This window comes from Paracoccus sp. SCSIO 75233 (genome assembly GCF_027912675.1).
In the GTDB taxonomy this organism is placed as follows: domain Bacteria; phylum Pseudomonadota; class Alphaproteobacteria; order Rhodobacterales; family Rhodobacteraceae; genus Paracoccus.
In genome coordinates this window covers 120928-142541 of the sequence record NZ_CP115760.1, presented here as the reverse complement: position 1 = coordinate 142541, position 21614 = coordinate 120928, and the positions used below count along the sequence as shown (strand labels likewise).

The 21614-nt window shown below is 61.9% G+C and carries 28 protein-coding genes; 20 read left to right on the top strand and 8 right to left on the bottom strand.

Going from position 1 to position 21614, the window contains the following annotated elements:
- Positions 1-106: 106 nt before the first annotated feature.
- Complete coding sequence (gene repB, locus PAF12_RS17715; RefSeq protein WP_028288626.1) at positions 107-1039, bottom strand: plasmid partitioning protein RepB; 933 nt, start codon at positions 1037-1039, stop codon at positions 107-109.
- Positions 1023-2216: a plasmid partitioning protein RepA gene (gene repA / locus PAF12_RS17710; RefSeq protein ID WP_009503867.1), complete on the bottom strand. Its 1194-nt coding sequence runs from the start codon at positions 2214-2216 to the stop codon at positions 1023-1025. Before repA ends, repB begins: the two co-directional genes overlap by 17 nt.
- A gap of 208 nt (positions 2217-2424) precedes the next feature.
- Between repA and PAF12_RS17705 the strand changes: the two genes are divergently transcribed.
- Both PAF12_RS17705 and PAF12_RS17700 read left to right on the top strand, forming a co-directional pair.
- A complete protein-coding gene (locus tag PAF12_RS17705) occupies positions 2425-2652 on the top strand; it encodes an AbrB/MazE/SpoVT family DNA-binding domain-containing protein (protein ID WP_009503866.1) in 228 nt (75 codons plus the stop codon).
- Positions 2642-3037 (top strand): PIN domain-containing protein, encoded by a 396-nt coding sequence (locus PAF12_RS17700; RefSeq protein WP_028288627.1) that lies wholly within the window; start codon positions 2642-2644, stop codon positions 3035-3037. The genes PAF12_RS17705 and PAF12_RS17700 overlap by 11 nt, the downstream gene beginning before the upstream one ends.
- Before the next feature lie 78 nt (positions 3038-3115).
- Here PAF12_RS17700 and PAF12_RS17695 read toward each other — a convergent pair whose 3' ends face one another.
- Positions 3116-4000, bottom strand: a complete 885-nt coding sequence (locus tag PAF12_RS17695) for a recombinase family protein (protein ID WP_028288628.1) — start codon at positions 3998-4000, stop codon at positions 3116-3118.
- A 226-nt stretch (positions 4001-4226) separates the two neighbouring features.
- Between PAF12_RS17695 and PAF12_RS17690 the strand changes: the two genes are divergently transcribed.
- The 11 genes from PAF12_RS17690 (at position 4227) to PAF12_RS17640 (ending at position 12725) form a co-directional block, all read left to right on the top strand.
- Positions 4227-5294 (top strand): hypothetical protein, encoded by a 1068-nt coding sequence (locus tag PAF12_RS17690; RefSeq protein ID WP_271109817.1) that lies wholly within the window; start codon positions 4227-4229, stop codon positions 5292-5294.
- A gap of 262 nt (positions 5295-5556) precedes the next feature.
- Complete coding sequence (locus tag PAF12_RS17685; protein WP_271109816.1) at positions 5557-5898, top strand: helix-turn-helix transcriptional regulator; 342 nt, start codon at positions 5557-5559, stop codon at positions 5896-5898.
- Positions 5899-5901: 3 nt separating this feature from the next.
- A complete protein-coding gene (arsB, locus tag PAF12_RS17680) occupies positions 5902-6921 on the top strand; it encodes an ACR3 family arsenite efflux transporter (RefSeq protein ID WP_271109815.1) in 1020 nt (339 codons plus the stop codon).
- Positions 6918-7340 (top strand): arsenate reductase (glutaredoxin), encoded by a 423-nt coding sequence (gene arsC, locus PAF12_RS17675; protein ID WP_271109814.1) that lies wholly within the window; start codon positions 6918-6920, stop codon positions 7338-7340. Before arsB ends, arsC begins: the two co-directional genes overlap by 4 nt.
- Complete coding sequence (locus PAF12_RS17670) at positions 7333-8382, top strand: NAD(P)H-dependent oxidoreductase (RefSeq protein ID WP_271109857.1); 1050 nt, start codon at positions 7333-7335, stop codon at positions 8380-8382. The genes arsC and PAF12_RS17670 overlap by 8 nt, the downstream gene beginning before the upstream one ends.
- 123 nt (positions 8383-8505) lie before the next feature.
- Positions 8506-8844 (top strand): hypothetical protein, encoded by a 339-nt coding sequence (locus PAF12_RS17665; RefSeq protein WP_271109813.1) that lies wholly within the window; start codon positions 8506-8508, stop codon positions 8842-8844.
- Between the two features lie 72 nt (positions 8845-8916).
- Entirely contained in the window at positions 8917-10419 is a 1503-nt protein-coding gene (locus tag PAF12_RS17660; protein WP_120444806.1) for a multicopper oxidase family protein, read from the top strand.
- A gap of 9 nt (positions 10420-10428) precedes the next feature.
- A complete protein-coding gene (locus PAF12_RS17655; RefSeq protein WP_271109812.1) occupies positions 10429-10845 on the top strand; it encodes a cytochrome c in 417 nt (138 codons plus the stop codon).
- Positions 10846-10969: 124 nt separating this feature from the next.
- Complete coding sequence (locus tag PAF12_RS17650; protein WP_271109811.1) at positions 10970-11473, top strand: DsbA family protein; 504 nt, start codon at positions 10970-10972, stop codon at positions 11471-11473.
- A 27-nt stretch (positions 11474-11500) separates the two neighbouring features.
- The gene (locus PAF12_RS17645; protein WP_223850178.1) at positions 11501-12022 is read left to right on the top strand and encodes a DUF305 domain-containing protein; all 522 of its coding nucleotides are present in this window, start codon (positions 11501-11503) and stop codon (positions 12020-12022) included.
- A 52-nt stretch (positions 12023-12074) separates the two neighbouring features.
- The gene (locus PAF12_RS17640) at positions 12075-12725 is read left to right on the top strand and encodes a L,D-transpeptidase (protein ID WP_271109810.1); all 651 of its coding nucleotides are present in this window, start codon (positions 12075-12077) and stop codon (positions 12723-12725) included.
- A 48-nt stretch (positions 12726-12773) separates the two neighbouring features.
- Here the strand turns inward: PAF12_RS17640 and PAF12_RS17635 are convergent, their stop codons facing one another.
- The 3 genes from PAF12_RS17635 to PAF12_RS17625 form a co-directional block, all read right to left on the bottom strand.
- A complete protein-coding gene (locus PAF12_RS17635; protein WP_120444812.1) occupies positions 12774-13046 on the bottom strand; it encodes a hypothetical protein in 273 nt (90 codons plus the stop codon).
- 120 nt (positions 13047-13166) lie between these two features.
- The gene (locus PAF12_RS17630) at positions 13167-13538 is read right to left on the bottom strand and encodes a cytochrome c (protein ID WP_223850180.1); all 372 of its coding nucleotides are present in this window, start codon (positions 13536-13538) and stop codon (positions 13167-13169) included.
- A 75-nt stretch (positions 13539-13613) separates the two neighbouring features.
- On the bottom strand, positions 13614-13895 hold the full coding sequence (locus tag PAF12_RS17625; protein WP_120444816.1) for a metal-sensitive transcriptional regulator: 282 nt from the start codon (positions 13893-13895) through the stop codon (positions 13614-13616).
- A gap of 101 nt (positions 13896-13996) precedes the next feature.
- Here PAF12_RS17625 and PAF12_RS17620 point away from each other — a divergent pair, with 101 nt between their 5' ends.
- Positions 13997-14287 (top strand): hypothetical protein, encoded by a 291-nt coding sequence (locus PAF12_RS17620; protein ID WP_139085430.1) that lies wholly within the window; start codon positions 13997-13999, stop codon positions 14285-14287.
- Positions 14288-14398: 111 nt separating this feature from the next.
- Here the strand turns inward: PAF12_RS17620 and PAF12_RS17615 are convergent, their stop codons facing one another.
- Complete coding sequence (locus tag PAF12_RS17615) at positions 14399-14860, bottom strand: transposase (RefSeq protein ID WP_223850181.1); 462 nt, start codon at positions 14858-14860, stop codon at positions 14399-14401.
- Positions 14861-15126: 266 nt separating this feature from the next.
- Between PAF12_RS17615 and PAF12_RS17610 the strand changes: the two genes are divergently transcribed.
- Entirely contained in the window at positions 15127-16302 is a 1176-nt protein-coding gene (locus tag PAF12_RS17610; RefSeq protein ID WP_271109809.1) for an IS256 family transposase, read from the top strand.
- Between the two features lie 225 nt (positions 16303-16527).
- On the opposite strand, the gene PAF12_RS17605 is transcribed toward PAF12_RS17610, so the two are convergent.
- Entirely contained in the window at positions 16528-17214 is a 687-nt protein-coding gene (locus tag PAF12_RS17605; RefSeq protein WP_230802076.1) for a DUF6629 family protein, read from the bottom strand.
- Positions 17215-17470: 256 nt separating this feature from the next.
- Between PAF12_RS17605 and PAF12_RS17600 the strand changes: the two genes are divergently transcribed.
- The 5 genes from PAF12_RS17600 to nuoK are packed head-to-tail and all read left to right on the top strand — an operon-like array spanning position 17471 to position 21612.
- Positions 17471-17833 (top strand): NADH-quinone oxidoreductase subunit A, encoded by a 363-nt coding sequence (locus tag PAF12_RS17600; RefSeq protein WP_061979516.1) that lies wholly within the window; start codon positions 17471-17473, stop codon positions 17831-17833.
- Entirely contained in the window at positions 17830-19896 is a 2067-nt protein-coding gene (locus PAF12_RS17595; RefSeq protein ID WP_271109808.1) for a heavy metal-binding domain-containing protein, read from the top strand. The genes PAF12_RS17600 and PAF12_RS17595 overlap by 4 nt, the downstream gene beginning before the upstream one ends.
- Complete coding sequence (locus PAF12_RS17590; protein ID WP_139085420.1) at positions 19893-20792, top strand: NADH-quinone oxidoreductase subunit H; 900 nt, start codon at positions 19893-19895, stop codon at positions 20790-20792. The genes PAF12_RS17595 and PAF12_RS17590 overlap by 4 nt, the downstream gene beginning before the upstream one ends.
- Positions 20789-21304, top strand: coding sequence for an NADH-quinone oxidoreductase subunit J (locus tag PAF12_RS17585; protein WP_139085418.1), 516 nt, complete (start codon positions 20789-20791; stop codon positions 21302-21304). Before PAF12_RS17590 ends, PAF12_RS17585 begins: the two co-directional genes overlap by 4 nt.
- Positions 21301-21612 carry an NADH-quinone oxidoreductase subunit NuoK gene (gene nuoK, locus PAF12_RS17580; protein WP_139085416.1) on the top strand — a complete coding sequence of 104 codons (312 nt, stop codon included), beginning with the start codon at positions 21301-21303 and terminating at the stop codon, positions 21610-21612. The genes PAF12_RS17585 and nuoK overlap by 4 nt, the downstream gene beginning before the upstream one ends.
- Positions 21613-21614: the final 2 nt, after the last annotated feature.

The following is a 21614-nucleotide window of genomic DNA, read 5'->3' as shown; positions in this document are numbered from 1 at the left end:
CGGGCTGGTCCCGTGCGAAACCTAAGAAAGGTCTCGTGAAGCTTGCTTCTCGGGGCCTTTTTCTTTTCTGCCTGTCTCGTGCCTCCTTTTTGATTGTTGCTCTTCCTCAGTCTTCCGAACGCTTCCAGCGCTCGTGAAGCTCGGTGATCAGCTGCGGGGCGTTGCCCTCAAGCCAGCTGACAAAATCGCTCTCCTCGGCCTTCAACTCGAGCTTGAGTTGCTTTCCACGACGTCCGATCGTGACAGTGGCGGCACCGACCCCCGGAATCACCGTGCCGGGCCGCCCGCGAGGGCGAGACGAGGATGTGGTCTGTTCGGGCTTCCCTGCAGCAGAGAGGACGGCCAAAAATGCATGATCGGATTTCTCGTCAATACCGCCTTGGTAGGATGTCTTGGCCTCACCCGCCAAAGCTGCAAGCAGTTCGCGATCGGCATCCGTAGCCCCCAGCAACTTCTTGAGCTCTTCCCACCTGGGCCGACCAATGCCCGGAGCGGCACCGATGGCGAGGACCAAGTCCTCCCCAACGGTGCGGACCACGCTTAACAGCTGCGACACTCCTGCCTCGGTCAGATTGAGAACCTCGGCGACACCCTTGTTAGTGCGTTCGGATGCGCTCAGATGGTCACCGTCGAGCAAGGCTGCGGCAACAAGCGCTCGTTCGATGAAGCTTAGATCCCGCCGCTCCTGGTTCTCTAACAGCTGATCACGAAGTGCCTGATCGCCCTCCATCTCTGTGACAATGGCGCGGACCTTGATCCCAAGTTCTCTGCAAGCTTCCAGTCGACGACGGCCATAGATCAGGCTGTAGCGATCACCATCAAGCGGCCGGACGAGGATTGGTACTCGCTGTCCGTTCTTGGAAATTGACGCCTTGAGGCCCGCAGTCTCAATCTGCAGCCTGTCATCGAGCCGACCTGTGGTTTCGATTTGGTCAGGCTCGATTTCGAAAACGCCGCCGCGCAGCCTGCGCCCTTCAAGAGCGTCGGGCGCGTTGCGCAGGGTCTGCAGTGGCAGTCCCAGTTTAGGCTTTCTTGCCATTGCGTCCCCACGTGTTCTGGATGATCGCCGCGATCTCGTCGTTGACGGCGTTCATGGATTCGATTGCACGATCGAAAGTCTGACGCGTGAAGTCCTTCTTGTCGGCCTCGTAGAGCGTCTGCTTCGTCAGCCCTGCATCAGAGATCGCAGTAGACTCAACCATGTGGTTGGTCAGGACTGACCTGCCGAACAGACCCCGGATGAAAGCAATGACCTCGGTCTGCGGGGCATCACCCACCTTGTAGCGGGTCGGCAGAAAGCGCAGCCAGTCGAAGCGAAGGTTTGCGCCAGCATCCCGGATGACGCCAAGCAGATCAGCGGTCATGCGCAAAAACTGCGACATGGACATCAGATCGAGCATTTGGGGGTGAACGGTAACAAGCACCCCTGAAGATGCTGAAAGGGCGGACATGGTTAAAAAACCAAGCTGCGGCGGACAGTCGATGACGACGACGTCATAGTCCGCTTCGACACTGTCGAGCGCGTCGCGCACACGGGCAAAGAATGCGCGGGCGCCGCCACGCTGAATGGCTGCCGGTGTCTCATGTTCGAATTCCATGAGCTCGAGGTTCCCGGGAATCAGGTCAAGACCACGGATGTAGGTCTTGCGGATCACGTCCGAGATCGGGACCGGTTCATCGTAGCGAACCGCATCATACAGCGTGCCACCCTCCATCAGGTCCAGCTCAGGCTGGATGCCATGCAGCGCGGAAAGGGATGCCTGGGGGTCCAGATCGATCGCAAGGACACGATATCCCTTGAGAGCCAAGCGCTGTGCAAGGTGAGCGGATGTTGTCGTTTTCCCGGACCCGCCTTTGAAGTTCACAACAGAAACAATCTGAAGCTCGTCACCGGCACGACGCCCCGGAACGTAGGTTCCAGGCTTCTTCGCGTTTGCCTCAAGAGCGTGGCGAATCTCCCAGATATCATCGAGGGTATATCGCCGGTGGCTGCCCGCAGTGGTTTCGACGTCAGCGATCTTTCCTTCTCGATGAAGCTTGCGAAGGTAGGTATGATCGACGCCAAGCAACTCGGCCGCCTCGCCGCTGGTCAGGCTGCGCATGACTTTTTTGGCGTCGGGAGGGAAGTGGGCAGCACGTTGCGCATGAAGATTGGACGCAAGAAGCTCTGCGTAGTGCCCGATGGCAATGTCCAGGTCCTGCTCAGCTTCGCTCATCTCTGCCTCGATTCGTGGGCGCGTTTTTTATGTGATCGCGCGTTATTTATCGAGACTATTGCCCGAGCTATCAGATTCGTGCAAGCTCTTTCTAGATTTGGTGTCAGTCGCTGCGTCATGCACAAGAGTAGCTAGGGTTTGCGGCAGGCTTGTCTTAGGAACCTTTCGGATATACATTACAAGACGTATATCCGCATGGGAGGTCACGATGCAGGTCGCAAAATGGGGTAACTCGCTGGCCGTCCGTTTGCCCGCGGAGCTCGTCCGAGAGCTTGGTCTCAAGGAGGGTGATCAGATCGACCTGGTCAAGGACGACGGTCGGGTCAGAGTCCGTCGCCTTGCTCGTGCGGATGAGGTACTTACCGGCCTGCGCCGCTTCCGGGGCAAGTTGTCCGCAGCAGAACGTCTGAGCCGCGACGACGCACATGAGCGTTGAGTTCGCGGACACGAATGTCGTTCTTTACCTGCTCGACGACGGCCCAAAGGCCGATCGCGCCGAGGTCATCCTGGGGCAGGGGCCCCGGATCAGCGTTCAGGTTCTAAACGAGTCACTGGTGAACTGCCGCCGCAAAGCTGGCCTCGGTTGGGAGGAAGCAGCGGCCTTTCTCGAAGGCGTGCGCGCCTTGTGTCCCGTCGAAGATCTCACCGTGCAGACCCATGACGTCGGCCGCGCTTTGGCGGAACGCTACGGCTTCTCGATCTACGACGCGATGATCGTGGCCAGCGCTTTGGTTGCGGGGTGTACCACGCTGTGGAGCGAGGACATGCAAGATGGCCTGCTGGTGGAAGGCCAGCTTCGCATCGTCAACCCCTTTGCATGAGCGAACGGCTTCTGTGCCTGAAACTGACCACAACCTTGTAATCCTTCCCTATAGTGGAGGATTTGCAAGGTTGTTAGGCTACTCAAGCAGCCCCAGCCTCTCCGCCCGCTCCAACAGCATCTTGACTGACGACGGCTGCCATCTCGTTCGGCCACGTGGTGTGCGTTCGCGCATTGATTCCAGCCGTTCACAGATCGCCTGGAGCGTAATGCCGGGATCCGCGCCCTTGATGGCGGCGACGATGGCGGGCAGGCGGTCGTCGGTTTCGCGGCGGCCGGCGCGGGCCAAAACTGTCTCGGGCAGGAAGCCGTCGCGGACATAGGCCTTCACGGCGCGCAAGAGACGGCTTTGGGTCCAGCGACGCGCCTCGGGCAAGGGGCCGTTGATGATGCGCACCACGTCTTCCCAGGCCAAGTCAGGGCGCAACCGGCGCACATGGGGCACCCAATCTTGTGCCGTTTCGTTCAGACGCTCCATGTAGCCGTCCTGTCGCGCTAGCCGCACCTTGCGAAGAGCGGCAGGGTCTTTGGCCCGCAGTCCAGGGTTTCCGCCCACGCGGCCCTTTGTGCGCGCACTGGCGAGGCCGGCCTTGGTGCGCTCCCGGATCAGGGCGCGCTCGAACTCGGCCGCAGCGCCCAAGACCTGCAGCGTGAACTTGCCCTGCGGGGATCCAGTGTCGATCGGGTCCTGGATCGAGCGAAAGAACGCACCCCTAGCCTCCAGCCGCTCGATCACTTCCAGCAGATGCGACAGAGACCGCGCAAGCCGGTCGATCCTCACGACGACCAGCGTATCGCCACTCTGGATGCGTTCGAGCACACGCCCAAGCACCGGCCGCGCGCGATTGCCGCCTGAGGCGTGCTCTTCATAGATTTCGGCGCAACCCGCAGATTTCAGGGCCTGCGACTGGGGCAGGGGGGTTTGATCCTCTGTGGATACGCGCGCATAGCCTATCAATGGCATCAAAACAGTCTTTTTGCAGTTTCATATAGCGGCAATAAACGACCGTTTGTAAACGAATGCAATGGCGCTCTCTGTGGCCTTGCTCAACGGAAAACCCTTGGTTTCCATAGGCTGAGCGCGATTAGAGAGCCCTCGCCGACCATCACCCGCGCGTGCTATATAAGGAGCGCTGGCGTCCTCTGACAAAACCCTTGGGTAACGTGCAGAATTCCAGTATTTTGCACATATGAAGCCTCAAGCGCCTGCGTTACATGATGAATCGGACGTTCTCTTCCTCGACGCTGAGGAGGTGGAACAGTCGTCTGAGGACGATCTTTGGTTCCTGCCCGGTCCCATGGAAGAGGAGCCGGATTATCTGCCGCCGGGACCACGGGCCGAGCCGCGTGACGCCGAGGTCCTCGACGATTGGCGCAAAGCAGAGGCGGGTCATGCTGCGCGTCTTGCCCGTGTGGCCGGTCGAGTCGGTGCGCTGGACGACCGGCTGAAGCGGGGCCCGGAAGGATGGCGGCACAGGCTTGCCCTGTTCGAGGCTGCCGACCTCAGCTGGTTCGCGGGTGACCGCATTGGCCCAGATCGGCTGGCGCTCTGGATCTCCATGCGCTTGTCCGGCGTACAGGACGACACTGCCGCGCTCGCGCGTGTCGGTTGGGCGGTGCGGCGGCTATCCGGTGGGCCAGGACCGGAGGTAGACCTTTCCGCCTTCCTTGACCGCCGCGACCCCGAGAACCTCGCGGATGAGGCCGAACCTTTTGCGGATCGCGCAGGCGGTTGGCTGGACCTTACGGCGCAAGCTTCCGAGTTGCACCCGATCACCCGTGCTTGCTTGGGCTTTCACCTCTGGAGCCTAGCGGGACTCGGGCAGCAAAGCGATCGAATGGAGGCGGCCGTCACAGCTGCGCGGATCGCGGCCAGCGAGGGCAAGGGAGCAGTCTTTGCACCTCTGGCCATGGGCGGGGCAGGGGGGTTGCGCGCGGGCGGCCCACCCGCTGACCGTCTGGCGCGATGGCTCGACGGGTTGGAGACCGCCTGCCTGACCGCAATGCGGCACCTTGACGATATCGAGACATGGTCAGCGAGGGCGGAAACGGAGATGACCCCACTCTCGGGCAAGACCCCGCGTGCCTTGCGCGCTGTGGTGACCGAATGGCCCCTTGTATCCGCTCCGATGGCCGAGGCGATGACCGGCGCCAGTCGCGCCGCAGTCCAGCGCAACCTTGCCTGGATGGAAGCGCATGGGCTGATCCGCGAAGTGACAGGGCAGGGGCGGTACAGGATGTGGCGCGCCACGAACTGACGGCTCTGAACGGTCCTTCACCTGGTGGGTTACAGGATCGCCCCGACATTCAAGACTTTGCTCAAGCTGTGCAAGTTGGTGATCCGGATAGCACCGATGCGGTAGAGGATAAGGTGCCGGCAAGGGCACTCTGCCACGGAAACTGCGGTGATTGACTATCCGCGTACCGAGCTCCCCAGCCACTCGCCAATAAATTCGCTTGCGTCGGCAGTTACGAAAACATATCGGTAAACGACGATAGCCGATTTTAGATGAGGCCAAGATGACAGAAGTCCAGCAAGACCTTGAGGACATGAGAATGGCGGCAACAGCCAAGGCCCTGGGCCATCCGGCGCGATTGCGGATCTTGCGGCTGCTGGCGCGAACACCGGGTTGTATCGGCGGTGATATCGTCGAGGCCGTCGGCCTCGCGCAGTCCACGGTGTCCGAGCATCTCCGCATCCTAAAGGAGGCGGGCGTGATCGAAGGGCAGATCGACCCGCCGCGGGTCTGCTATTCACTCAGCCCTGGGGCCTTGCTGCCCCTCTCGGCGCTGATTGAAGAACTCGACGTCATTCGCAGCGAGTCTGCCTGCTGCATAACCCCTGCTAGAGCCCAAGGTTGATCAATGTCACTTTTTGAACGCTATCTGTCTGTCTGGGTGCTGCTGTGCATCGTCGCGGGCATCGTGCTCGCCTCGCTGCTGCCGGGCCTGTTTGCAGCGTTGGCCGCGCTCGAATATGCCTCGGTCAATCTGGTGGTCGCTGTCCTGATCTGGGCGATGGTCTATCCGATGATGGTCGCCGTGGATCTGAGCGCGCTCAAGGGCGTGGGCCAGCGCCCCAAGGGCCTGGTCATAACCGTGGTCGTGAATTGGCTGATCAAGCCCTTCACCATGGCCGCCCTGGGCGTGCTGTTTTTCGAATACGTCTTTGCGGACCTGATCGACCCGGCGGATGCAGGCCAGTACATCGCCGGGCTGATCCTGCTCGGGGCAGCACCCTGCACGGCGATGGTCTTCGTCTGGTCCCAACTTACAAAAGGGGATCCGAATTACACGCTGGTCCAGGTGTCACTGAACGATGTGATCATGGTGTTCGCCTTTGCGCCCATCGTGGCTCTGCTGCTTGGCGTGACCGATATCGCCGTTCCTTGGGAAACGCTGGTTCTTTCCGTGGTTCTCTATGTCGTTCTGCCGCTTGCTGCCGGCATCTTCACCCGGTCCAGACTGATGACCCGGGGTGGAGAAGCTGCAGTTTCTTCTTTCACCGCGCGGATCAAGCCCGCCTCGGTTCTGGGGTTGCCTCTGACAGTGGTGCTGTTGTTCGGGTTTCAGGGCAGCGTCATCACCGAAAACCCGTTCCTGATCGTCCTGCTTGCCACGCCGATCCTGATCCAGTCCTACGGGATCTTTGCCATCGCCTATTACTGGGCGTGGCGTTGGAAGGTGCCGCATAAGGTGGCCGCCCCCTGCGCGCTGATCGGTACATCGAATTTCTTCGAGCTGGCCGTTGCTGTGGCCATTGGCCTTTTCGGTCTCAATTCCGGGGCTGCGTTGGTGACGGTAGTCGGCGTTCTGGTGGAGGTTCCCGTGATGCTTTCACTCGTCTGGTTCGCCAACCGCACAAGGGAGCGATTTCCGGCATGAGTGTCGTCATCTACCACAATCCGGACTGCGGGACATCGCGCAACACTTTGGCAATCCTGCACGCTGCGGGCACCCTGCCAACGGTGATCAACTACTTGGAAACGGGTTGGACGCGTGCGCAGCTCTTAGGTCTGTTCGCTGCGGCTGGCGTAACCCCACAGGAGGCACTGCGCGTTGCGCGAAGCCCGGCAGAAGCAATGGGGCTTACCGCGCCCGGTGTGTCGGACGAGGTTCTCCTCACTGCGATGGTGGAACATCCGATCCTGGTCAACCGCCCCTTCGTCTGCACGCACAAGGGCGTTCGGCTCTGCCGCCCATCTGAAACCGTTCTAGACCTGCTTGATACGCTGCCGCCGGGGCCGCTTGCGAAGGAAAACGGTCAGCTCATTATTGATGATCGGGGAAAACGAATTGCCTGACGACCTGACGAACCTGACCACCCCTCAGCTTGATGAGCAGCACTTCGCTTCAATCGACCGCGAACGACTGCGGCCTACGATCGTCCGAACGCATCCACCGCGTATTCTGATCCTCAATGGCTCGCTGCGGGTCCGCTCATTTAGCCGGCTGTCCGCGGAAGAGGCCGGGCGCATCCTTACGCGCCTGGGGGCGGAAGTGCGGTTTTTCCATCCATCCGGCCTCCCGCTGGTTGATGACGGGGTCGATGCCAGCCACCCGAAAGTCCGCGAGCTCCGCGATCTGGTCACATGGAGCGAGGGCATGGTCTGGTCAAGCCCTGAGCGTCACGGCGCGATGACCGGGTTGATGAAGACGCAGATCGACTGGATCCCGCTGTCCGAGGGCGCCGTGCGCCCGACGCAGGGAAAGACGCTGGCAGTAATGCAGGTCTCGGGCGGATCGCAGAGCTTCAACGCCGTGAACCAGATGCGGCTGCTCGGGCGTTGGATGCGGATGGGGCGTGAGATCGAACTGGTTCAGCGTCGCACCTATCAGGAAATCACTGGCCTTCTGCTGGAACGTAGTGTCGATGCGGCTTGGCTTTGCGGCTATCCCTATCTCCAGCACGCCGATTTGCTGGATCTTGTCGCTGCGCCTGTGTGGCGCGGTGGCCCGCGATACCAGTCTTACCTCATTGTCGGGGCTGAAGATGGAGCGGAAGCGCTGTCCGACCTGCAAGGGGGCACGCATGCATTTTCCGACCCGGATTCGAACTCTGGCTATCTTGTGACCGCGACCGATCTGCGCCGGATGGGGGAACAGGTCGAGGGCTTCTTCAGTCGATCCATTTTCACGTTTGGCCATCGCAACGTGGTGCGCGCGGTGGCGGATGGCGAACATCCGCCAGAACGTGGTCATCGGTCCCGGTCTGAAGGGTCTGCTCCTGATCACAACCGTGGCGGGCATGACGGGCCCTTGTATCGCGATCCTCACCGAAACAGGCGCATCTGTTCTGGTGACGCAGAACGCGCAGCGGCTTATGGCGTTCAACCGGAAAGCTAGGAGGGGATGGGGCTTGCCGGCCGCTTCACCACTTGCAAAGCTGCTGAGCAAACCGTGAGTTGAATCCGGGTTGCCACGCGACTACCATCACAACTTACGAACCTCTCTGGACCCGAGCTAGGAATGCGCCGCTGGATCTCTTCGTTGCTGGTTGTCCTGATTGCTCTCGGCGGTCTGATCCAGCATGCGGAGATGGCTTTAGCTGCTGATATGCCCGGTCACCATATGTCGGCCGAGATGATTGCGGCTGACACGCAGCATTATGACAAAGAGCATCCTCCGTCCCAATCGGCTATGACCGATGCCTGCGCGATCATCTGTCTTGGCACGTCTACGCCTTGGATCGTCACCGCGCATTTGGCCCCGGTCAGGAACGAACACCCCTTGCAGTGGCCGTTCACCGATGCGGCCCATGACAGTCGCGTCGTCGGCCCCGCCGTCCGTCCTCCGAATTCCCTCTGAGCGTTTGCTTCGTGATGCCTCATCAGAGGCGTCTGACACAGTTTGCCCCCCGGGGCATGATGGATTTCTTACATGACAAACTTACTCGATCGCCGCGGCTTTCTGGCCGGGTCCAGTGCTTTAATCGCTGCACTTTCGCTGCCACGCGCTGGCCTTTCACAGACGGCCCCACTTGGGCTGCGCGCGACCACACGCTCTCTGGACATCGACGGGCGCGCGGCGACCGTCTTCGGACTGGTCAATGGCGCCGGTGGCCAGGGGCTGGTTCTGGACCCCGGCCAGCGCTTCCTCGTCAACCTGACCAATGATCTCGACGTGCCGACGATCGTTCACTGGCATGGGCAAATTCCGCCCAATGTGCAGGACGGCGTGCCCGACATGCCATTGCCGCTGCTGCGCCCCGGCGAAACGCGGTCCTATGATTTCGAACCAGCGGCCGGAACGCACTGGATGCACAGCCATGTGCCGGTTCAGGAAATGCAGTTGCTGGCGGCGCCGTTAATTGTCCGGCGCCCCGATGACGTGAAGGCCGACCGACAAGAGGTCACCATTTTCCTGCATGATTTTTCTTTCCGTCCGCCGGAAGAGGTTCTGGACGAGATCCGATCCGGGAAAGGCCATCCAGAGCCTGAAACTGCCGATGATGCGCAGGGCGCCAACGCTCATGCAGGGCATGATATGGGTGCGATGGGCACATCCGGCATGTCGGCGATGGAGGGGATGGAAGGCATGACCGCGGCCGGGATGGGCGGCATGGCGATGGACCTGAACGACTTCAATTTCGATGCCTATCTGGCGAATGACCGGACCCTCTCCGATCCCGAGATCGTGGCGGTCGAGAAGGGCGGGCGGGTTCTGCTGCGCGTCATCAACGGCGCCGCCGCCACGGTATTCTGGATCGCCTGCGGCGATGTTCCGGCGCGACTGGTCGCGGTGGACGGCCAGCCGGTGCAGGCACTTCCGGCGGCGCGCTTTGGCGTTGCGATGGGGCAACGACTGGATATCGAGCTTGACCTGCCCTCGGGCGGTGGTGCCTGGCCGATCCTGGCGCTGCGCGAGGGGGCGCATGAACGCACGGGTCTGATCCTGGCGACGGCCGGCGCGGATGTGCCGATCATCTCGGGCCTGTCGGACGAGGCGGCGCCGGCCTTTGACATTGACCTTGCGCAAGAGGCGGTCCTGCGGGCGCTTGCGCCACTGGCCGACCGTCCCGCCGATTTGTCGCCGATGGTCATGCTGGGCGGCCAGATGCAGCCGTATCGCTGGACCATCAACGACCGACTGTTCGAGGACCGGGTTCCGGTCACGGCGACCACCGGTCAGCGGGTCGAGTTAAATTTCCACAACATGTCCATGATGGGACATCCGATGCATCTTCACGGCCACCATTTCCAGGTTGTGGCCATCAACGGCAACCGCGTGGCCGGGGCGTTGCGCGATACGGTCTATGTGCCGCCGATGTCGATGGTGACCGTGGCGCTGGATGCGGGCGAGGCCGCCGAATGGATGCTCCACTGTCATCACATGCCGCATCTGGCCAGTGGGATGATGACCACCTTCAACGTCTCGGCATGAGGTGGGATAATGTCGAAATCCCGGCTTTTCGTTCTGATTGCGGTGATCGGTGCGGCTGTGTTTGTCTGGGCGCTTCGGCGCCCGGATACGGCCGCTGCCACAGGCACCCCGATGGTCACGGTCAATGTGCCATCGTCGCTGTCATTACCGGCTGCCAAAGGCCGGACCGCCTTTGATACGAACTGCGCGTCCTGCCATGGAGAGAACGCCAGCGGGAGGGACGGTATCGGTCCGCCCTTGATCGATCCGATCTATCGGCTCGGCCATCACGCGGATATTGCCTTTGAGCTGGCCGCGAGAACCGGCGCGCGGCAGCATCACTGGACATTCGGCAACATGCCCCCAACTGAGGGCGTCACCGATGCCGATCTTGCGGTGATCATCGCCTATATCCGCGAAATTCAACGTGCCAATGGCATCAATTGAAAGGACCATCGCCATGGTTCAACGTCGCTCAGTTTTGCGCCTTGCTCTTGCAGGCCCCGCATTGGCCCTGGCGCCGCGGCTCGTAGCGGCAAGCCATTCCCTGCCGCCGGCTTTTCGCAGGCAATTGGAACGCGATCCCAACGCACCTGCCTTGGGAAATCCCGACGGCAATGCGACGCTGGTCGAGTTTTTTGACTACAATTGCCAGTTCTGCCGCGCGATGTTGCCGGTGGTGGGTGCGCTTCTGGATACCGATCGCAGTCTGCGTCTGGTCATGCGCGAATGGCCGGTCTTCGGTGAGGGCTCGGTTTTCGCCGCACGGGCGGCTTTGGCGTCGCGCAGTCAGGGCCGCTATCCTGAATTTCATCGCGCATTACTGCAGCAGAAAGCCCGGGCCGAGCAGGCCAGCGTCCTGCGCACGGCGCGATCCATAGGACTGGATGCCCGGCAATTTCAACGTGACATGGACCGACCCGAGGTTGCCCAGCATATCGAACAGTCGAATACGCTGGCAGCGGCGATGGGTCTGGTTGGCACGCCTACCTTCATTGCCGGGGCGGATTCGCGGTTTGGTGCCGTGCCGTTATCCGAGCTGGCCGGGTTAGTTGCAGCGGTCCGCAAAAGCTGACGGTTCATTCCAATAGGAGGAGAGACAATGGAAAATTCTGATCACAAGATGAATCACGATCGCATGAATGGCGGAAGCTACGGCCGGTTTGCGGCGATGATCTTCACCTCGACCGTGGTCATGTTCGGCCTGATGTATCTGAACACGTGGTCACTGGATCACGTCTTCTTCAGTCAGACCCGGATGTGGATGGCGCTTTACATGGGCGGAGCCATGGCGCTGATCATGCTGGCCTTCATGCTGGGCATGTATCGCAATAGGCGTGCCAATCTCATGGTCGCGGGCCTCGCCTTGTTGGCCTTTGTCCTTGGGGTGTTTCTGGTGCGCAGCCAGGCGACCGTTGATGACACCGCATGGATGAAAGCGATGATCCCACATCATTCGATTGCAATCCTGACCTCGACCCGTGCCAATATCTCGGATCCGCGTGTGCAGGCCCTGGCAGATAGCATCGTCGAGGCACAAACACTTGAGATCGCCGAGATGAAGGCCCTGATCGCCGACCTTCAAGGTGGACCTGCGGCCACACCCGAAATCGATGGTCGATAGACCGCCTATTGGGGGTCCGTTGAACGACAGAAATCAAACAAGGAGTACCAATTTGCTGACGCGCAGACATTTCATCCAAACCACGACCGCGCTGTTTTCCGCTATGGCCGCCAGCCCGGTTCTCGCGACAAGCTGGCCCGATGCCGCACAGAAAGCGGCGTGGGACGCCGAGGTGACGCCGGCGGTTCCCAACCCTTGGGGACTTCACCCCCGTTTCCTGCCTCAGCGTGTTCTGGCAAATGATGGTCTGGTGCCGGGTGATATCCACGTCGATGCCGTGGCGAGATATCTTTATCACATCGAAGAGGGCGGGGTCGCGATGCGCTATGGCGTGGCGATCGGCAGGGGCGATCTGTACGAGCCGGGCGTCTATACGATCAAGCGCAAGGCCGAATGGCCGCACTGGACGCCGACCCAGAACATGATACAGCGCGAGCCGGAAATTTACGGCCAGTTTGCAGGCGGGGTGGAACCCGGCCCCCAAAACGCGCTCGGCTCTCGTGCGCTGTATCTCTATGTCGGTGACAGGGACACCTACCTGCGGATTCACGGAACACCGTTTCCAACCTCGATCGGCAGTCGGGCGAGCTCTGGCTGTGTGCGCATGGTCATGTCGCACATCAATGCACTGTATCCGCAGGTCCAGATCGGCTCGACCGCCTATCTGTATTCCCCCGATGGCAGCGTGACGCCGTTAAGCTGAGTTGCCTCGGCCCAGACGGCTTCGCTGCCTCAGGGGGCGCCGTCCGGGTCAGGATTGACGCGCGTTACAGATATGGTTGCCGTTCGCAGCACGCAGCGGCACCAGCGTCCTTTCGACCGGTCCCACGTGATAATACCAATAGCAATCGTCTTCCGCGACTAGCGTTGCCGTGGTCAGATCCTGATTCGGACCGGCAAGGGCAACGACCGCATCGGGGATAGGATAGAGAGAAGTTTGCGCAGTGCTGCTTTCCACCGTTGGAGCGGTGCAGCCGGCGGCTACAAGCAGTGTTACGGCAATTGCTGTGGTGTTTTTCTGCATGGAATCTCCAGAGGGTTAAGTGAGGTCTTCGGGAACCGATGTTGGCCAGTCATTTGCCGTGGCCGGCTTTTGTGGATTGGAGAGTCGGCCTCGGCAAAACCGGCCCTAGCGCCGTTGGCATCATTTGATACTCTCGCGCGTCATTCGGCTTTGGATCCTGCGCTCGCGTTTAGGCCAAGTCGATTTGATATAGGCCAGAACGGCGGCGATCTCGCTGTCGCTCATGGTGTCGCCAAAGCCCGGCATGTCACTTTCATACTGGCCACCCACGACTGCCGCAGTACCATCGCGGATGATCTTCATCAGCATGACATCGGGGTGATGCCATGTATGTCCGGCTTCATCATGCGGCGGGGCCGGATATCGACCGTTTGGAAGCGGAGATTTCCAGTCTGGCTGGCCCTGTAATTCATCGCCGTGGCAGCTGGCGCAATTCTCGGCATAAAGCGCTTTGCCCCGCGCGATCTCGGATGCATCTCCTGTCATATACATGCCCAATATGACGACGGCGGCAACGGCGATGGCTGCGTTCAAGGTGACACGGCGTGTCCCGTTTATCGCCATTGGTCAGTCGCGCAGCTTTTCCAGCAGTTCCACCACCTCGCGGAACATGACCCGCTGGCGATCCTGATCACCGGATTCAATCGCCGCCTCCATACAGCTTCGGGCGTGGTCCTCGATCAGAAGACGTTCTACCGCGCGCAGGGCGGATCGGATGGCAGCGGTCTGGTTCAGCACATCAACACAATAGCGACCATCCTCGACCATGCGCGACACACCCTGAACCTGACCGTTCAGACGTGACAGACGCTTGAGGACTGCATCGCGATTTTGTTTGTCATGGGCCAATGGCGCGCTCCGGACTTTATCGTTTACAGCTTGCATTATACCCACTGGGGGTATATCGCAAGTTAAACATACCCCCTATAGGTATCGGGCCGGAGGACAGTATGGACGAAGATCAGAACCATTCTCATGAACACCATGACCACGCGTCTCATGGTCATTCCGCCCCGGCGCCTTCCCAGCCGGAACCCGGCAAGGCCATCGATCCCGTTTGCGGCATGCAGGTCACGATCAAACCCGATGCGCGCCACCGCGACTATGGCGGCGACACCTTTTATCCCGCATTATTCGCCGAGCCGGCTCGGCGGCGCGCTGGAGGCGGGTTGAAGCCGTTCTTGCCGGCTTCTGGGCACCAGCTTGTTGCCGATGAGAGCTACGCATCCCGGTTTGGTTGAGAGAGTGGGCGAGACGACATCCTTTGGATGATTTCGCCCTATGGATCGGCCACGACTTCTGGCCGCCCCTGGGCGTTCATTCTGTCGGCGGCATCTGCAACTTGCTCGCGATTATGGGTCGGCCCCGCGTAGCATCTGGATCTGCGGCCAGATGGCGGCCCAGTAGGGCGCGGCCGTTGCGGCAAGTATCAAGGTCATGCGCCGGGCTGAAATGATGAGACGAGCGCCGGCGCGCAGCACGCGTTCCCGCAGGCGGCGCAGGCTCCAAGGGGCTTTCGTGGCGCGCGCCATGGCCCGGCGCGCCACGTGCATGATCTGGTAGGCGAGCATGGCGACGAGCAACCGGACTTCGTTGCAGGCGAAGGCATCGATGGGGGGCGTGACCGATTTCGGCTTCTTGCCGCGCAGATGGGTCTTGGCGCGATTGGTGGAGGACAGCGCTGGAGACAGCACGTCCATCAGCTCGCCCATGTGGCCTTCTGCTTTGCCGCGCTGGCGATAATGGTCCAGCAGGGCCTGCCCCTTCATCTGGAAGCGCGAGATCGAGGTGACGAGGAAGAAGCGGTCGAGCAGCAGATCGACACCTCGACTGACAGGCCCAAAGCGGCTCGGCCCCTATCCTGACCGTGAGCTGGATTGCCAAGAGGCACTGGAAGCGAGATTTGTCGCGCTGGTTGACGAGGCTGAAGCGGTCGGATGGGTGCGGACGGAGGTTTAGTTAGCGTCCGAGGAGCTGGTGTAATTTCATCGCCGCCAGCGGTGTGATCCCGGGTGGCCATCGAGGTGTAAGATCGAGGTGGAGTTTCGACGCTTCAACCACGCACCTTACGGAGACCCCGATGACCAAGACGAACATGGACCTGTCCGAGCTTCTGGCCAAGCACGATCAGGGAGACTTTCTGCGCGGCATAGCCGAGGCCGTGCTGCAGCTGATCATGGAGAGTGATGTGGAAGGTATCATCGGCGCCGGTCGCCACGAGCGCAGCGGCGAACGGACGACCTGGCGGAACGGGTATCGAGAGCGCGCTCTCGATACCCGTTTGGGCACGCTGAACCTGCGGGTGCCGAAGCTGCGCCAAGGCAGCTACTTCCCGGGCTTCCTGGAGGCCCGCAAGACATCCGAGCAGGCGTTGGTGGCCGTGATCCAGGAGGCGTGGATCGGCGGCGTCTCCACCCGCCGCGTCGACGAGTTGGTGCAGGCGATGGGGCTGAGCGGCATCTCGAAGAGCACGGTGTCCAAGCTGTGCAAGGACATCGATGAGCGGGTCGGTGAGTTCCTGAACCGCCCGCTGAGCGGGGAGTGGCCCTATGTCTGGCTGGATGCCACCTATCTCAAGGTGCGTCAGGGCGGCCGGATCGTGCCAGTCGCGGCCATAATCGCTGTCGCCGCCAACACCGAAGGACGCCGCGAAATCATCGGTCTGGGCATCGACCCATCCGAGGCCGAGACGTTCTGGACCGAGTTCCTGCGCTCGCTGCGGGCCCGGGGTCTCGGTGGCGTCCGGCTGGTCATCAGCGACGCCCATACCGGTCTCAAGGCCGCCATCGCCCGCGTGTTCGAATCCACTTGGCAAAGGTGTCGCGTTCACTGGATGCGCAACGCGCTGGCACACGTCTCGCGCGGCCAGCACACCGTGGTCGCCGCCGCGATCCGGCAAGCCTTCGACCAGCCCGACCGCGCCCATGCGGGCGAGACCTGGCACAAGGTGTCCGAGCAGCTGCGTCCGCGATGGCCCAAGCTGGCCGATCTGATGGACGCCAGCGAGCATGACGTGCTGGCCTACATGTCCTTCCCTCGCCAGCATCGCACCAAGCTTCACAGCACGAATCCAATCGAGAGGCTGAACAAGGAGGTGAAGCGGCGTGCCGATGTTGTCGGGATCTTCCCGAACGAGGCTTCCATCATGCGCCTGATCGGCGCCGTGCTGTTCGAGCAGAATGACGAATGGCAGACCTCTAGCCGATACATGATGGTCGAAGCCTTCGCCCAAATCGACAAGGAGGAGCCAAATTGATCCGGCGGATCGATTTCGGTGAAGAGGATCGGAAAATCGTGGCCGCCGATATGGGGTTGAACCGCAATGCCCTTGGCGTTCGGCTGCACAGGGCGCGCGCTGCTCTGCGCGAGGCGATCCAATACCATTGTGGAGCCTGCTGCCTGGAGGATCCCGATGATTGCTACTGCCCAGTCTAGCGCCGAAGCGATCCCCTACTGCGACAAGCAAAGCTAGGCGACGGAATCAGGCGAACAATTCAGGGCATTCACGGGCGCATTTGTTGGTCAAAATGATGTACACCAGATGCAGCGTTGCGAGACCCGCCAGCAGGCAGAAAAACGAAATATATGCGAATTGCAGGAAGGCGATATCGACCACGATCACCGCCCCCAGCGTCAGGGCGAAATGGCGCATGTGTTTGTAATGCGACAGCGCTGGCGGGAGGGTGATAAGGGTCACATAGATTGTATTGGTCAGCCAGCGTGGCATCATGAAATCCAGCCACATGGATTTTTCATAGGCCAGAGACTGATTGTTGACCTCGACCACCACCATGTCACTGTTTAGCCCGTGCGGTATGTAAAGCAGCAGTCCGAAAGCCAGCCCGATCAACGCCATGAGGCGGAACAACCGCTTTCGGGGGCTGTCGTCCGGTTCAAGCACGTAGACCGAGAAGGGGACCCAGATCGGCCACATGAACCAGGTGAAAAAGATGAACCCCATTGCCCCCCACAAAACCGTCAGGGGATCGTTTCCGTTCATGCCGACCCAGACAAAACCCTCGGTAAACTGCTGCAGTCCGGCGAAAAGCGGCATCAGGGCAAGCGGGAGATAGCGTTTGTTGCGCCGCCAAGCCACAATTGAAATGGCCGTGCCGCCGCCAACAAGAAAAACACTGGCGGCAAAGCTGACTTGAGCGGACAGGCACATTTGACTTCCCTCTGTCCTGTTTGTTCGGATCGTCAATCATGCAACGCTAAATCACCGGCCACCCAATTGGAAGAAACCAATTGGAGACCTGTGTTCTTGAAGTCCCAAGCCCGGAATTTTCGGAGAGCTGTAATGATCCGCAGCTCAAAGCGTCTGTGCATAACGGCAGCATGGCCGCTGGCGTTAGTTTGATTGTGCCGTTCTGCTTAAACCCTTAACACTTTAGAGAGTCGAGCACCCGAAGGAGGTAACACGGATGAGCGAGCTTTCCCAATACGCGATCCTTTTCGGGCTGAGTGTCGGTGTGTTCGGTTTCGTGCTAAGCCTTTACGGGCTCGCCCGGGCCATCGGGCGCACGCGCTCGGAACCGGGCAAGGACGTGCCCGCCACGGCCGGTACCTTGTCGCGCGATCCGGTCTGGGTCCGCTATCATGCGCGCTATGCCGGTTATGCGCTGCTGTTTCTGGCCTTCGACATGGAGATGGCGTTCATGTATCCGTGGGCGGTCGTCTACCGCGAAGAAGGGCTGATCGCATTGCTCGACATGGGCGTTTTCCTCTCAATCCTGTTCCTGGGCCTGCTCTATGGCTGGAGCCAGGGCGCGTTGAGGCGGCAATGACCATAGCCGGGGCGCGAGAGGGCGCGATGTACGGGATCAGGCGGGCGGTCGCGGCGGCCATGGCGCGCGATCTGACGGCCTTTGTGCTGCCCGGCCCGTCTGTCGCGCGGTCGATGGGGATCGACCTTGCCAATGCGCACCTGCGTGTTGTAGGCACCCCGCGCCATGCCGACGTTCTCATCGTCGTCGGCCCGATTCCGGACGGTCTGCGCGATGCCGCCGCCGTCACCTACGCGCAGATGCCGCGCCCCCGCGCGATCCTGGCACTGGGCGCAGGCGACATCGCCCCGTTGCCCGATGCGGACGTGTCGGCCCCGCTGACACGGGCCGGGCTGGCCGATCTGCGCCGCGTGATCGCCGCGGGCGCGTTTCGCGCTGACAGCGGGGAGTTTAACGCCCCCGCTCTTGAGGTGCGCGTGGAATACACTTGCCCGATGCACCCCGAAATCGTCCGCGACGCCCCCGGAGACTGCCCCAAATGTGGCATGACGCTGGTGCCGCGCGAAACAGCGTCCGATGGACATGGTGGGCACGGTGGCCACGACATGCCCCGGGAGGACAGGCCAAACCCCGCCGATCACGCACATGCGGGCCACGCTCACGACGCGGGCGGGTCGGGGGCATACACTTGCCCGATGCACCCCGAGGTGATCAGCGACGCACCGGGCAAGTGCCCCAAATGCGGCATGAACCTGGCGAAGGCGGAGGAGGTGGAAAGCCACGGTCACGGGCATGGGCATGGGCATGGGCATGCAAGCCACGCGCCCTCCGCGCATGGCGATCATGCCGGTCACGACGACAAGGCGGGCGGGTCGGGGGCATATAGTTGCCCGATGCACCCCGAGGTGATCAGCGATGCACCGGGCAAGTGCCCTAAATGCGGCATGAACCTGGTGAAGGCGGAGGAGGTGGAAAGCCACGGTCCCGGTCACGGTCACGGGCATGGCGGTCACGGCGGTCATGGCAAACAGCAGGACCATTCCGGCCACGATGGGCATGCCGGACATGGCGGCCACTCCAAGGCCACTATCGACGGGATCGAGCCGCATTTCATGTCGATGGTCGAGATGACCAAGGACCAGCCGCGCAGCAGCGACGGGTTACAGATGGACTGGATCAAGGTGCCGTTCGGGCCGTTCTTTCCCGGCCTGCCGGCTGGGCTGCGGCTGACGTTGACGCTGGATGGCGATACCGTTGCGGCCAGCGACGCCACGAGCCTTGTCGGCGCGACGGATTTGATGGATGGGCCGCAGATGAGGGTGGCCGATTTCGTCGAGCGTCTGGCCACCATGATGCCGCTCAGCAGCGTGTCCTATCGCGCGCTGGCTTGCGCTGCGATTGAGGTGGCCGCCGGCGTCGAGCCCGACCATGACGCGCGCCGTGGCCGCGCCGCCGCCGTGGAACGCGAGCGGATCGCCAGCCACCTGAACTGGCTGGCCGAGTTCGGCCTTCAGTCGGGTTTTTTGTGGCTCGCCGCGCGCGCTGGGGCGTTGCAACTGACCGTTCAAGGTGCCGACGTTGCCGGGATTGCCACGCAGGCTGGGGCGATCCGGCGGCTGTCGCGCCGGGTGCAGGCGGCCCCGCTGATGCGGATGCGGCTTAGACGCATCGCGCGCATCGGCAATGACGCCCCGGCCAGCGGCCCGGTGGACCGGGCGCGAGGTGGCGGATCGGATGCCCGAACGGGTGATCCAACGCTGAAGGATCTCGGGTTCGAAATGCGCGTCCGCAACGGCGGCGATGCGCTGGCGCGGCTGCGGCTGCGCTGCGAAGAGATCGCCCAAAGCCTCGACCTGATCGCGGCCGCCGGGATGATTGCTGTGCCGCAGGTGCCGGATGTGGACAGGGTGTCGGGCGAGGGCGAGGCTCGCATCGAAACACCGCGCGGCACGGCGTCGCTGCGCGTGAAGCTGGCCAATGGCAAGGTGGTCGAGGCCGATCTCGACACGCCGACAGACGTGAACATCGCCCTTGTCGAAACGGTGACGGCGCAGCAGGAACTGGGCGATGCCCTGAGCGCCGTCGCCTCGCTCGACCTGTCGCCCTGGGAGGTGCGTGGATGAGCATTCTTGTCGTTCTCCTGTCGCTCGCCGCCGGGGCCTATGCGCTGGCCGTCATCGAACGATGGGCCGTGCATGGGCACCTGAGCCTGACCGGTCCGGCCTGGGCCGCCTTGGCGCTTATGGGGCGGGAATCGCTGCTGGCGCGCAAATCTGACCGGTTGTTCTTTGAGCTTGGGCCGGTGCTGCTTTTGGTGGCGGGGCTGATGGCGGTGGCAGTGATCCCGCTGGCGCCGGGGCTTATCATCACCGACCTGGCGACCGGAGCGCTGTTTTTGAACGCTGCGCTGGCCTATGTGCTGGTGGCGCTGATCATGGCGGGCTGGGGGCCGAACGGGGCCTACGCCATGATCGCGGGCTGGCGGTTCCTGGGCCAGTTCATTGCCTATGCCATGCTGATCGTGATGCCGATCACCGCCGTCGCCATGCGGGCGGAGTCGCTCTCGACGGTTGAGATCGTCGCCTCGCAGGCGCAGCTCTGGAACGTGCTGTACCAGCCGATGGGGTTTGTCCTGTTCGTCGTGGCGGCGATGGGGCTGGCCTGGCTGCCGCCGCTGGACCTGCCCGATGCGACCGGCGAATTGGCCGGCGGGGTCGAGGCGGAATATACCGGCGTGCGGCTGGCAGTGCTGCGGCTGGCGCGGATGGTCATTATCCTGGCGCTGGCGGGGGCGACCGTGACCTTCTATCTGGGCGGCTGGCTGGGCCCGTGGCTGCCCGCGTGGGCCTGGAGCGCGATCAAGATCCTGGCCGTGGCCGCGGCCATGCTGAGCGTCGGGCGCTATATGCCGCGCATCCGCGAAGCGCGTTACCTGGCGCTGAGCTGGAAGCTGGGGATCTCGCTGGCGCTGGCCAATATCTTTGTCGTGGGCGTGATCGCGCTGGTGGTGCCGATATGACGGTTCAGATGATCTTCTTGGCGTTCTTCGGCGGCGCGGCGGTGTGGTTCGGCGTCGTGGTTTTCCGCACCCATTCGATGGTGCGCTCGGCGCTGGCGCTGCTGTTTTCGCAAACCGCGATAGGGGCGATGTTTCTGGTCATGCAGGCCGAGTTTCTGGGCGTGTTGCAGATCATGATGATGGCCACGGAAATGAGCGTGATGGCGATTTTCATGGTGATGTTCATGATGGATCCCGGCGGCATGGGCAAAATGGACATGACCCACCAGAAACGCCTGTCGCTCTGGGCCGGGGGCATTGGGCTGCTGGCGGCGCTGCTGCTGGTCTGGCTGCCCGATTGGGGTCCGGTCGCCCTGTCTGTGCCGGGTGCGCATGAACAGGCCGCCGATCTGGGCCGCGAATTGCTGGGCCGGTCAATGTTCATCTTCCAGTCGGCAGGGCTGACCATCCTGACGGCCATGGTTGCGGCCACGATGGTGGCCATCGTCCCCAACGCGGAGCAGAGCAAATGATTGTGGAGATGATGATCGCGCTCAGCGTCGGCGCGGGGCTGTTTGGTATCGGTCTTTACGGCGCGCTGAGCCAGACGAACCTGGTGATGATCATCATGGGGGTCGAGCTGATTTTGGCCGCAGCACTGGTCAATCTGGTGGCCTTCTGGCGCTATCTGCATCCCGATGAACCGGCCGGTCAGATGTTCGTGCTGATCGTGATGGCGGTGATGGCGGTCGAAATGGCGGTCGGCTTTGCCATCGCCATCGCGCGGTTCCGGGTGCGCGGGTCGGTTGAGATGGAAGAAGCGCGCGAGTTGAAGGGATGACG

Coding starts and splice junctions, on each gene's coding strand:
- PAF12_RS17590 (WP_139085420.1), top strand. CDS start 19,893: ATGAGCATTCTTGTCGTTCTCCTGTCGCTCGCCGCCGGGGCCTATGCG.
- repB (WP_028288626.1), bottom strand. CDS start 1,039: ATGGCAAGAAAGCCTAAACTGGGACTGCCACTGCAGACCCTGCGCAAC.
- PAF12_RS17620 (WP_139085430.1), top strand. CDS start 13,997: ATGGACGAAGATCAGAACCATTCTCATGAACACCATGACCACGCGTCT.
- PAF12_RS17635 (WP_120444812.1), bottom strand. CDS start 13,046: ATGCAGAAAAACACCACAGCAATTGCCGTAACACTGCTTGTAGCCGCC.
- PAF12_RS17660 (WP_120444806.1), top strand. CDS start 8,917: ATGACAAACTTACTCGATCGCCGCGGCTTTCTGGCCGGGTCCAGTGCT.
- PAF12_RS17600 (WP_061979516.1), top strand. CDS start 17,471: ATGAGCGAGCTTTCCCAATACGCGATCCTTTTCGGGCTGAGTGTCGGT.
- PAF12_RS17610 (WP_271109809.1), top strand. CDS start 15,127: ATGACCAAGACGAACATGGACCTGTCCGAGCTTCTGGCCAAGCACGAT.
- arsB (WP_271109815.1), top strand. CDS start 5,902: ATGTCACTTTTTGAACGCTATCTGTCTGTCTGGGTGCTGCTGTGCATC.
- PAF12_RS17695 (WP_028288628.1), bottom strand. CDS start 4,000: ATGCCATTGATAGGCTATGCGCGCGTATCCACAGAGGATCAAACCCCC.
- PAF12_RS17655 (WP_271109812.1), top strand. CDS start 10,429: ATGTCGAAATCCCGGCTTTTCGTTCTGATTGCGGTGATCGGTGCGGCT.
- PAF12_RS17700 (WP_028288627.1), top strand. CDS start 2,642: ATGAGCGTTGAGTTCGCGGACACGAATGTCGTTCTTTACCTGCTCGAC.
- PAF12_RS17595 (WP_271109808.1), top strand. CDS start 17,830: ATGACCATAGCCGGGGCGCGAGAGGGCGCGATGTACGGGATCAGGCGG.
- PAF12_RS17690 (WP_271109817.1), top strand. CDS start 4,227: ATGAAGCCTCAAGCGCCTGCGTTACATGATGAATCGGACGTTCTCTTC.
- PAF12_RS17705 (WP_009503866.1), top strand. CDS start 2,425: ATGCAGGTCGCAAAATGGGGTAACTCGCTGGCCGTCCGTTTGCCCGCG.
- PAF12_RS17665 (WP_271109813.1), top strand. CDS start 8,506: ATGCGCCGCTGGATCTCTTCGTTGCTGGTTGTCCTGATTGCTCTCGGC.
- repA (WP_009503867.1), bottom strand. CDS start 2,216: ATGAGCGAAGCTGAGCAGGACCTGGACATTGCCATCGGGCACTACGCA.
- PAF12_RS17645 (WP_223850178.1), top strand. CDS start 11,501: ATGGAAAATTCTGATCACAAGATGAATCACGATCGCATGAATGGCGGA.
- PAF12_RS17685 (WP_271109816.1), top strand. CDS start 5,557: ATGACAGAAGTCCAGCAAGACCTTGAGGACATGAGAATGGCGGCAACA.
- PAF12_RS17585 (WP_139085418.1), top strand. CDS start 20,789: ATGACGGTTCAGATGATCTTCTTGGCGTTCTTCGGCGGCGCGGCGGTG.
- arsC (WP_271109814.1), top strand. CDS start 6,918: ATGAGTGTCGTCATCTACCACAATCCGGACTGCGGGACATCGCGCAAC.
- PAF12_RS17630 (WP_223850180.1), bottom strand. CDS start 13,538: ATGTATATGACAGGAGATGCATCCGAGATCGCGCGGGGCAAAGCGCTT.
- PAF12_RS17605 (WP_230802076.1), bottom strand. CDS start 17,214: ATGTGCCTGTCCGCTCAAGTCAGCTTTGCCGCCAGTGTTTTTCTTGTT.
- nuoK (WP_139085416.1), top strand. CDS start 21,301: ATGATTGTGGAGATGATGATCGCGCTCAGCGTCGGCGCGGGGCTGTTT.